We start from the raw sequence: 8,976 nt of genomic DNA on the forward strand, positions 1-8,976 counted from the left end.
ACCATGCCCCATTCTCGCCTCCAGATCCATTGCAGTCACTGGGTTCTGGGCAGATTCAGCGGTGGCTGGGGAAAGGGGGCGTGCGGGCTTATGCGCGACACGCTTCTAGTGTCCCGTCCCGGAGATTTGCGAGCAAAGTCGCTGGAGCTTCTCGAGGATTGAATCCGCCGTGGCGGTCCAGCTGAACGGCGCCTTGGTCTTGTTGTAGGCGGCCACGAACTGCTCGACTTTGGCGATCAGTTCCTTGACGCTGGAAAAGCTGCCCCGCCGGATCGCTCGCTGCGTGATGATCCCGAACCAGCGCTCCACCTGGTTGAGCCAGGAGGCGTAGGTGGGTGTGTAGTGGACGTGGAAGCGGGGCCGCTGCGCCAGCCAGGCACGGACCTTGGCGTGCTTGTGGGTGCAGTAGTTGTCCACGATCAGGTGCACGTCCAGGTCATCCGGCACTGATTTCTCGATCTGGCGCAGGAAGCCCAGGAACTCCTGGTGCCGGTGACGTGGCCTGCACTGCGTGAACACCTCACCGGTGGCCACCTCATGGGCGGCGAAAAGGGTGGTGGTGCCGTGGCGGATGTAGTCATGCGTCACCCCCTCCACGTATCCCAGGCCCATGGGCAGCAGGGGCTGGGTGCGGTCCAGGGCCTGGATCTGGGTCTTCTCGTCGACGCAGAGCACCATCGCCTTGTCCGGCGGGTTCAGGTAGAGGCCAACGATGTCCCTGACCTTCTCCACAAAGAACGGATCGGTGGAGAGCTTGTAGCCGTCAGGCTTCCGCGGAGCGGTAGTGCTTCTGCCGGTGCGGCTGCACCGAGAAGGTCTGCAGCCAGCGGTGCACGGTGGTCTTGGAGATGCCCGTCGCCGCTGCCAGGGAGCGGGCACTCCATTGGGTGCTGCCGTCGGGCGGCCTGGTCTGCAGGGCCCGGTTGATCACCTCGGCCACCGTGTCGTCCTCGTAGGTGCGCGGGCGGCCAGGACGCAGCTCGTCGTGCAGGCCTTCCAACCCCTGGTCCCGATAGCGCTTGCGCCACTTGCCGACGGTCATGCCGCTCAGGCCCATCCGATTGGCGATGGCTGTATTGGTTTCGCCAGCACCACAGGCCAGCACGATCTGTCCTGGGGGCAGCGAGGCGTACACCGGCTGATTGCAGGTGAGCAGGATCAGCCGGCTTTCCTCCTCGCTCAGGCGGTGAGCGACATGGCGGGGGCTGCCTTTACGCCGGTCCTCACCGTCCCCATCACCCAGGAAGGCACGCCGCCAGCGCTTGAGGGTGCGCAGGGAAATGCCGATCTCCCCGCAGGCAGCGCTGAGGGTGGCGCCGCTGGCCTTGGCCTCACCGATCAGCTCGATCGCCTTCTGCCGGTGCGCGGCAATCGTCAGCCTTCCGCGTCCTCCAAGCAGAAGGCCTCCCACTTTTTTCGCAGCACCAGCAGCGCTGCCGCCTCCGCCAGGGCCTTCTCCTTGCGCTGCAGCTCCTTCTTGAGGGCCTTGATCTCTCGCTGGTCCTGGGCGCGGAGCCTCTCCAGCTCCTTCTGTTCGGCCATCGACAGCAACGGCGCGGCGTTGGCATCGGTGGCTGCCTGACGCCAGCGGCTCACCTGCTCAGGGAAGAGACCCCGCTCCCGGCAGTAGGCGCCGAGCTCGGTGTCGTTGAGGCCAGCGGTCTTGAGCACCACCGTGAACTTGTCGGCAGCGCTCCACCCTTCTGGCTCCTTCTCGGATGCGGGCACCACCTCTCCCTGCAGACGCCAGGTCTTCCTCCAGTTGTAGAGGGTCACCAGATGGATGCCCAGCTCCTCGGAAATCCGCGCCACGCTCTCCCGCTGCGGCGGGCTCATCCGCCGTTTCACATCAGCCTTGACAGCCTCGCTGTAACGACGCATTGATCTTCTCCATCTCTTCTCCATCAAGGCCCCGGGTGTGAAGTTGAGAAGGGTGCCATCTTTCCTGAAAGCGGGGGTGGGCCGACACACAGGCATGGAACAGCTCCCAAAAGAGACACTTCATATTCTAGTGGCTATTTCCGGGCCGGCAGACTAGGATCTACCGCAGTCAAAGCTCATAACAGCATCATCCTAGCCCAACGCCTTGGCCGACATCAGCCTAATCAGATCAGCACTTCGCAGAAACTCGCGCCTATCAAAGTCATCAACGATTAAGCTAGCATGGTGGAGAACAAAGGCATCAAAGGCATGCGAGGATAGTTTATTTCTACGATGGAACAGCTCTCCGAGCGAGAGAGGATGAGCCTCAACGATCGCAGGCGTATCTGCAGAGGATCGAAGCGTCATAACAATAGAAGCGGCAAATAGCTCCAGCCCAGGCAACCTAACTACGCGCTCACCACGCAATTCCAAACCAGCGCCTACAACCTTATAGCTAAACTCAATAAAAACATGGCGCAAAGTAGCGGCGTCAACAGATGGGCGAAAAGAGACATCAATTCGACTCCCAACAGAACGGGACAAAGAAACGCTTCCATCAACATAGACCCGCCAAGACAGGTCAAAGCACTTATCCGGAAGCCGATAGTCCAGATCAATAGAGATACTTGAGACCGTTGATGGAATGTAAAAACATAGCGCGGCCCCTTGCTCCTTCGAGCACACAGAGTGCCGACCCAACTCCCAAAAGCCAAATAGATAGGCCCTAGACTCCTGACAGGAAGAATTGAATCGGATCTTTCTCGAGGACGCAATCACAGGAGCGAACGATACTAAAGCGCGGGCGTCATCAACGCAGTTAATGATAGCCTGAGCAGCGTCAGTCCACTTAGGAGGATCATAAGAGCTGCGAACATAGTTCTCCCATGCATCAAGGAGATCCGGATTCAGTATATAGATAGAGATGGTCTCGGCCCATTCTCTTGGATTACAAGGATCTAAGAGAATGGAATGATATGGTGCAACTTCTTTCAGCGATGAGGCACTGGAAACAAGGCATAGCTTTGCATGCAGCACAGCCTCCGCGACAGGCATTCCCCATCCCTCATAAAGGGAAGGATTCAAGCACATTGATGCATGAGAATATAGCCATTGCAGTTCGTTATCATAAATCCCCTCCAACAGGAAAAGCTTCTTATTGAAAAGATTATGGTGGAGCAGTTGAGACACAAAGTAATCAGAGTTCCAGCCACGCTTGCCTACCATCACCAATGACGGACACTCAGATCCGAGCTCATCAAACAAGATCTCCCAGCACGACAACAGCATTAAATGATTTTTTCTGATGTCAATCGCATTAACACATAGAATAAATTTTCCGTCGCCAATTGCGGAAATAAATGACTCGAGTAGTTGCTTAGAGGCATCGTTGGAGGGAGGCAATGCGCCTCTGCCAAGATTATCCGCGCCTTGAGTGATCCTGAAAATAGGAGGACATATACATTGCTCAGCAGTGCAGAATCGAAGAAGATCTTGCGTGGTCTGGTCGGATATAGATATGATCTTGCTGCAGAAAGGAATTATACGTCGAGCGTTCTGAATAAACTCTGTTGATTCAGCTCCATACCACCAGTGCTTGACGTATTGAATAATATCATGAACCATAAGAATAAGTCGGAGGTTATATTTGGAAACCAGTTGGACTATGTGCTCCACATAGCGCCCATTCCTTATCCACGCCCCTCCAAAGACTAGATAAGTAGAACCATGCTTAATGGTAGACTTAACATACGCATCGCAGCATTGTCCTACTGCTTGCCCTCCTGTCAAGTCCTTGATATATTGTGATAGGTTAAGGGCAGCAAAGTCATCTCTATCAACAACTTGAAAGGCGTGGTTGGATCCATTCCAACAGATAAGATTGATCGAAGTGGTAAGCCCAAGAAGAGATGTTGTAATTATATGCTCTACTCTTGCTATCCCCGACGGGGTCCCTTTGTTGTTGCATAGGGTTGTAAGGTCAACTAATAGATTTCCTCTGCTAGGACTAATTGCACGGTGACGGCTAAGTCTTTGGGTTAATTGCCATAAAGATGCGTGGCCAGCCTCGTGATTGGCCAATGCCATGTCATATGCTTTTAGCGTTTGCTTGGCATGTAATGACCAAGACATTGCATAATGACTTCGCCTAGGATTGTCAGATAAAAACGAAGTGCCTACATTGAGAATTCTTTTTATATAGTCAGTGAGGCCTGAGAGATCGACAGGCTCTAGGTAATCGACGTCGTCACCAAAACATTCTATATTCGGCGCCGTCAAGGTAATCAAGACTCTAGCAGAATATTGGTACGCTTCTAAAGTGGCTAGAGATATCCCTTCTGCAAAGCTTAACTGAACGTAGCATGCACATTCTTGATATGCAGATCGCAACAGTGGTGAGTTATTGTCGAGATAACCAATCTCTATGACATTCTGGGGATTTGAGAAGACAGCTTCGCAGTATCCTTTAGGCCCACCTCTTGAGCCTACAAGAGCCACTCTAGCTATAATGCCGGCATGATTAATTTCCTTGATAGCTCTCGCAAGAATGAGTTGGTTCTTGCGTGACTCTATCCGCCCAACACAAAGAATAAACGGCGTACGAATATTAAAATGTTCAGAGAATGAGGGCTGACTGCACCTGTCATGAGTGGGTTCGTTGATCTCGCAGAGGAGAGGGAGCGGATTCCGAATAATGCTAGTCTTTGCTCGAAAGTCTTCACTTGTTATACTTAGAAGGCACTCTCGCTCATGCTCGGTAAGACATATTACGTGATCTGACATCAGCAGCATGCTATGAACATGTTCTCGATAGTCTATTGCCAGTATATCTCTGAGATTTTGATCGCGTAGAGTAGAATAGCTTTCGGCCGCCTCAAGAGTTATCTGATCAGGGTCTTTTTCTGATATAAGGAGCTTGGAAAATTCGCCCGCGGCATACATTGTATACCTCAAGTCTAAGAAGATTGAACTCAGTACGACGGGTAGTCCATTGGCTTTTGCCTCAAGGATACACTGAATCGCAGAAGATGGTGGCCAGATGTTAAATACATGCACGACATCATCATTGGCGTTCTCCAGTAGATGGGACCAATAGATACTCTTAACCTCGTGTCCATACATCTTGAGAGTGGTAGCGAGTCTTGGCACACGGACACTCGGGCCTCCCTTGTCGGTATTTTCACTTCCATGCCGTATTAATGAGATTGAGAGACTTTTCTTACGACTAGGACCGAATAAGGTCTCATCAGATTTAATTAGCTGAGAGAAGATAGCTAGATGCTCATTACCCCAACGCTCCCATGTTAGATCATGTGTTGACTTGGAAAGTCGTAGTTTCTTGCGATGCAAGCGGAAGAGCAGGTTCTTAAGTGATTGTGAATCACCATTCTTAAATGTAATGACTGGAAATTTGTTGGCCCAGCCGACGTCCGAACAAATTACACTAGTCCCTGTTGCCAAAGATTCTGGGATACACATTGGGCCGGCTTCATAGAGTGATGGCACTAAGATATAGTCCATATCTCTATAGAAGTCTGGAAGCATAGATGTAGGAAGGTGTGTTGCCTGACCCGGCCAGCCATCCCCTGTAAAGTAGAACTTTACGAAATCTAGGTTTATCAAGTCACGAACTATATCTTCTCCCTTTCTGCCCGTATTATACGTGCGGCCGCAAACACCGATACGTAGTATTGGTGTAAAACTGGCATGATCTATGCCAGGGCTTAGGCATGAGCACTTAATATCAACCTCTGACCTCAAGCGTTTTAAATACCTTTCCCCATGTAGTATCGCATAGTCCATATCTCTGGCAACATCAAAGAATCTCTGCCTTGTCATCTCATGCCCCAAGGCATCTTCTACATGAGTAAAGTACCCAACTTGAATTCTAGACTTCCGCTGAGTATATGATCCATAAGTCATGTAATAGATAAGGTCATACTCGCCATAAGCAATATGCCGCACAGTATTGCCCCCAATGTCCAATTTTATGTCCATGTCAGAGGCATGGCTAACAGACGATGATTTAATAGCTTGGGCAAGCTTTTCAAGAATCCATCCACTGTCTGATGTGACGATAAGAACTTTGGCTGTCATTGGAGTGGGGCCATGTGACTTGATTAACTTTAACAGGGGCCTATGTATTAATCTTGATATGGCATCATTCTGTCGCCTGAACGTCTCTAATGCCTTAAATATATATCAACGCGTAGTAGAGCTTCGCTCTGTAGTTCGACCAATACTGTTGAACGCACCTGATATGTACTAGCCTTAGAATGCCCTCATTCCGCCAACAGTGTTCTACAGTACTTGAGCGGGATCAAGCTCGGCTTCAAATGGAAATGAGAAGGACTGCAGTAAGGATTCCCTAAGATTTCTACTGTTGTCAACTACAAAGCTGCATTGGTTGGGCCATGGTATTCCTCTCATGTCAATCTCGGGTGACAATTCTTGATGGAAATGGCTTTCGAGTGCATTTTTAAGAATAAGTGGACCACGATAGGGGAATCCGCTTTTTCTATACGCAATGGCAAGTCCGATGTCATCAAGTATTAGCTTGAAAGGATATTCAAGGTGATCAGTTATTTCCATGTTCCACAAGTCAAGTGTTGGAAATGGATGCCTATGGTCAGCATCAATATATACAAAGTTTACTTTTGGAATCTCCTGGATAACATCTTTCACGGTTCCGATGTGCAAGTAAAACGCCTGATGGTGGAGCGCAAGTGCACCAGTGGGGAAGTTCTTGTCGCGGTAGAATCGTGTATTTATGTCAACTCCATGGTGCTCAGGGCTGCCACCTTTGATGATAGCATTTGACCCAATTCCAGATGCAACACCAATCTCAATAGACTTTGATATCGACCATGTACTAGCCTCCCATTCAAGAAATGAAGCCATCTCGTCATTGATTCCTCCAGATTTTAAGATTTGAATCTGTTCTTTGGAAAACCCAAAAGGTGTTGATGTCATGAAAGTAAGGTGCTGGCTGCATGTAAGACTTTATATATATCTTTGAGTCTCAATTGCAAATGGCATGATGTTGCTAGAGTTTTTGATTGGATATCATGCAAGCTGTTAAGAGTTAATCACAAGTGCGATCATAGGCACATGCGCTTGTACATATGATCACCCGGCTTACTTAATGGAACGGCCTATGGCTGTATTGAGTTCTGAACTGGCTTAACTTATCCTCACTGAAGGCTGCAATTATATTGGGATATTTACGACGCAAAATGTGGTTATACATAACAATATAGCTGTCACTAGTGTCATGTAGATTCATGTAGGACTTGCCCTCCACTGCAAGAAGTATCGGGAAGATAGATCTAAGCTCATCGAGAAAGTCGGGCACAGATGTTCGTTGAAAGGCATTTAGACACCAGTGATTAAGTTCAAGAACAACTGTAGGCTTGTTACGCTGGATCGTATACTTCCCTCCACGCAGAACAGATGCCTCAAATCCTTCTACATCAATCTTAATAAAGTCTACAGCAGGAATATTTAGTGAGCTGCATATACTATCCATCGTTTCGATATTAATCGCCTCGGTGACATGTCCAACACTTGCCAAGGTTTGATTAGAGACAAAGCCTCCGGATCTATTTGTAGGGCTAAATGTCAATGGGTATTCTCCGGCTTTATCACCAAGCCCAATATTGACGAGATGTACGTTAGTTGCGCCAGATCTTTCAATATTTTTACGCAGAAAAGAAAAGGTGGTTTTTGATGGCTCAAATGCATAGACATCCCGAGCCAATGTACTGAACAGCAATGAAGTGCAACCTATATTGGCTCCTACATCAATAGCAGTAATCGAGTCAGTAGCAAGTGCTTTGAAAAGGCCAACCATATCCGGCTCAAACTCGCCAGATATATGATCTAAGTAATTGTCATCAGATGACACGAGGTGGCTTACCCCTCCAATGTCAACAATTACGTCTCTTTCTTGTGGCATAAGAACCTTTCAGCAGGCTTAAGGCAAGAGTATAGGCCAAAGAATGTCATGAGAGCTGTTCAAAGCCAAACCCTCAATGCTTCCATTGCTAACCCAGCTCGTCAAAGGATGGGCACTTTTGTAGGTGGCCGCAACATATTCGCATGACGCGTGACATGGTCTGCGGAAGCTGAACCGAATCTTTTAAGAATTTCTCAAGCGGCCAGCTTTTGGGCAGGAGAAGCACTGTGAGTCGCAAGGGCCACGCCCAACTCTGCCAAGATGGAAGATGCCCCCTCTAAATCTCGGCCCCTTCCACCACCAGCGGCCCTTATGAAACCGTTCGAAGCGTCCATACAGCGAGGCCGTCAAGGCTGATGTCAGCCTGCGAATGAGCCGACCCCCACCCCCAAAGCGTGGCAGAGATCACCCAAGGTCTGGGCATCCAAATGACCACCCTCTACAAGTGCCGGAATGTCTGGCGTATGTAGGGGGAGGTCAGGGCTGAGACAGGGTTACTTCGAGCTTGTCACAGGTCGCCTTGCAGTGGCTGTCTACATGGGTTGGGTAGGCTGAATCGCCTCCTCTCTGTGGCCGACAGTGCCTCCTCGGAAATCACTCTCGACCTGATCATCTACCTGAGGTCGATTCTAGATGCGCGGATGCGGCGCTGGGTTCGGTTTCCGGCTTGCTATCTGCCGCTGGTGGCGGTGGTCGGAATCCTCAGTGGCTGCCAGAGCCTGCGTGATCTAGATGTTCTGTCTCAGCAGGTGGTCAGTGACGAATGAGGTGTGAGGCCGCTACGGGTTGAGGTGCGACCCACCAACCCAGACCTCACGCCTCCATGCATAGCCATCCCAATGCCCGTCTGACTCAGAAGGGCCGCCTCCGGCTCGTGAGCCAGCACCTGGAGCAAGGCCGCAGCCTCCGTGAGCTGGCCACCGAGAACGGGATCAGTCTGCGCTGCGCCTACCGCTGGCTGGCTCGTTACCGCTCAGGTGGTCCAGTGGGCTTCCCCCGGTTTTGAGGACAAGTCGTTAGGGGTCACGCCATGACCACCAGACTGTCTATCGATGACCAACCCCACCAGAACCCGGCGCCGGTTTACGCCGCAGCAG

6 protein-coding genes and 1 pseudogene are annotated in these 8,976 nt (G+C 50.6%); 2 read left to right on the forward strand and 5 right to left on the reverse strand.

Going from position 1 to position 8,976, the window contains the following annotated elements; all coding sequences use genetic code 11:
• Positions 1-105: 105 nt before the first annotated feature.
• The 5 genes and pseudogenes from ACLD7X_RS15240 to ACLD7X_RS15260 form a co-directional block, all read right to left on the reverse strand.
• A pseudogene (locus ACLD7X_RS15240) lies at positions 106-1,243 on the reverse strand (IS630 family transposase).
• Positions 1,244-1,374: 131 nt separating this feature from the next.
• Positions 1,375-1,977, reverse strand: coding sequence for a transposase (locus tag ACLD7X_RS15245; RefSeq protein ID WP_425625315.1), 603 nt, complete (start codon positions 1,975-1,977; stop codon positions 1,375-1,377).
• A gap of 96 nt (positions 1,978-2,073) precedes the next feature.
• On the reverse strand, positions 2,074-6,018 hold the full coding sequence (locus ACLD7X_RS15250; RefSeq protein ID WP_411424519.1) for a glycosyltransferase: 3,945 nt from the start codon (positions 6,016-6,018) through the stop codon (positions 2,074-2,076).
• 204 nt (positions 6,019-6,222) lie between these two features.
• Positions 6,223-6,894: a class I SAM-dependent methyltransferase gene (locus tag ACLD7X_RS15255; protein WP_411424520.1), complete on the reverse strand. Its 672-nt coding sequence runs from the start codon at positions 6,892-6,894 to the stop codon at positions 6,223-6,225.
• Positions 6,895-7,063: 169 nt separating this feature from the next.
• Positions 7,064-7,828 (reverse strand): FkbM family methyltransferase, encoded by a 765-nt coding sequence (locus ACLD7X_RS15260; protein ID WP_411424521.1) that lies wholly within the window; start codon positions 7,826-7,828, stop codon positions 7,064-7,066.
• Positions 7,829-8,448: 620 nt separating this feature from the next.
• On the opposite strand from ACLD7X_RS15260, the gene ACLD7X_RS15265 reads away from it, so the two are divergent.
• Both ACLD7X_RS15265 and ACLD7X_RS15270 read left to right on the forward strand, forming a co-directional pair.
• Positions 8,449-8,646: a hypothetical protein gene (locus ACLD7X_RS15265; RefSeq protein ID WP_411424522.1), complete on the forward strand. Its 198-nt coding sequence runs from the start codon at positions 8,449-8,451 to the stop codon at positions 8,644-8,646.
• Between the two features lie 56 nt (positions 8,647-8,702).
• On the forward strand, positions 8,703-8,885 hold the full coding sequence (locus ACLD7X_RS15270; protein ID WP_411424523.1) for a leucine zipper domain-containing protein: 183 nt from the start codon (positions 8,703-8,705) through the stop codon (positions 8,883-8,885).
• Positions 8,886-8,976: the final 91 nt, after the last annotated feature.

The organism is Aphanothece microscopica RSMan92, assembly GCF_046613545.2.
Taxonomy (GTDB): domain Bacteria; phylum Cyanobacteriota; class Cyanobacteriia; order PCC-6307; family Cyanobiaceae; genus NIES-981.

Bases quoted from the DNA above. Each gene is read 5' to 3' on its own strand.
- ACLD7X_RS15245 (WP_425625315.1), bottom strand. From the start codon at position 1,977: ATGCCTGTGTGTCGGCCCACCCCCGCTTTCAGGAAAGATGGCACCCTT.
- ACLD7X_RS15250 (WP_411424519.1), bottom strand. From the start codon at position 6,018: ATGACAGCCAAAGTTCTTATCGTCACATCAGACAGTGGATGGATTCTT.
- ACLD7X_RS15255 (WP_411424520.1), bottom strand. From the start codon at position 6,894: ATGACATCAACACCTTTTGGGTTTTCCAAAGAACAGATTCAAATCTTA.
- ACLD7X_RS15270 (WP_411424523.1), top strand. From the start codon at position 8,703: ATGCATAGCCATCCCAATGCCCGTCTGACTCAGAAGGGCCGCCTCCGG.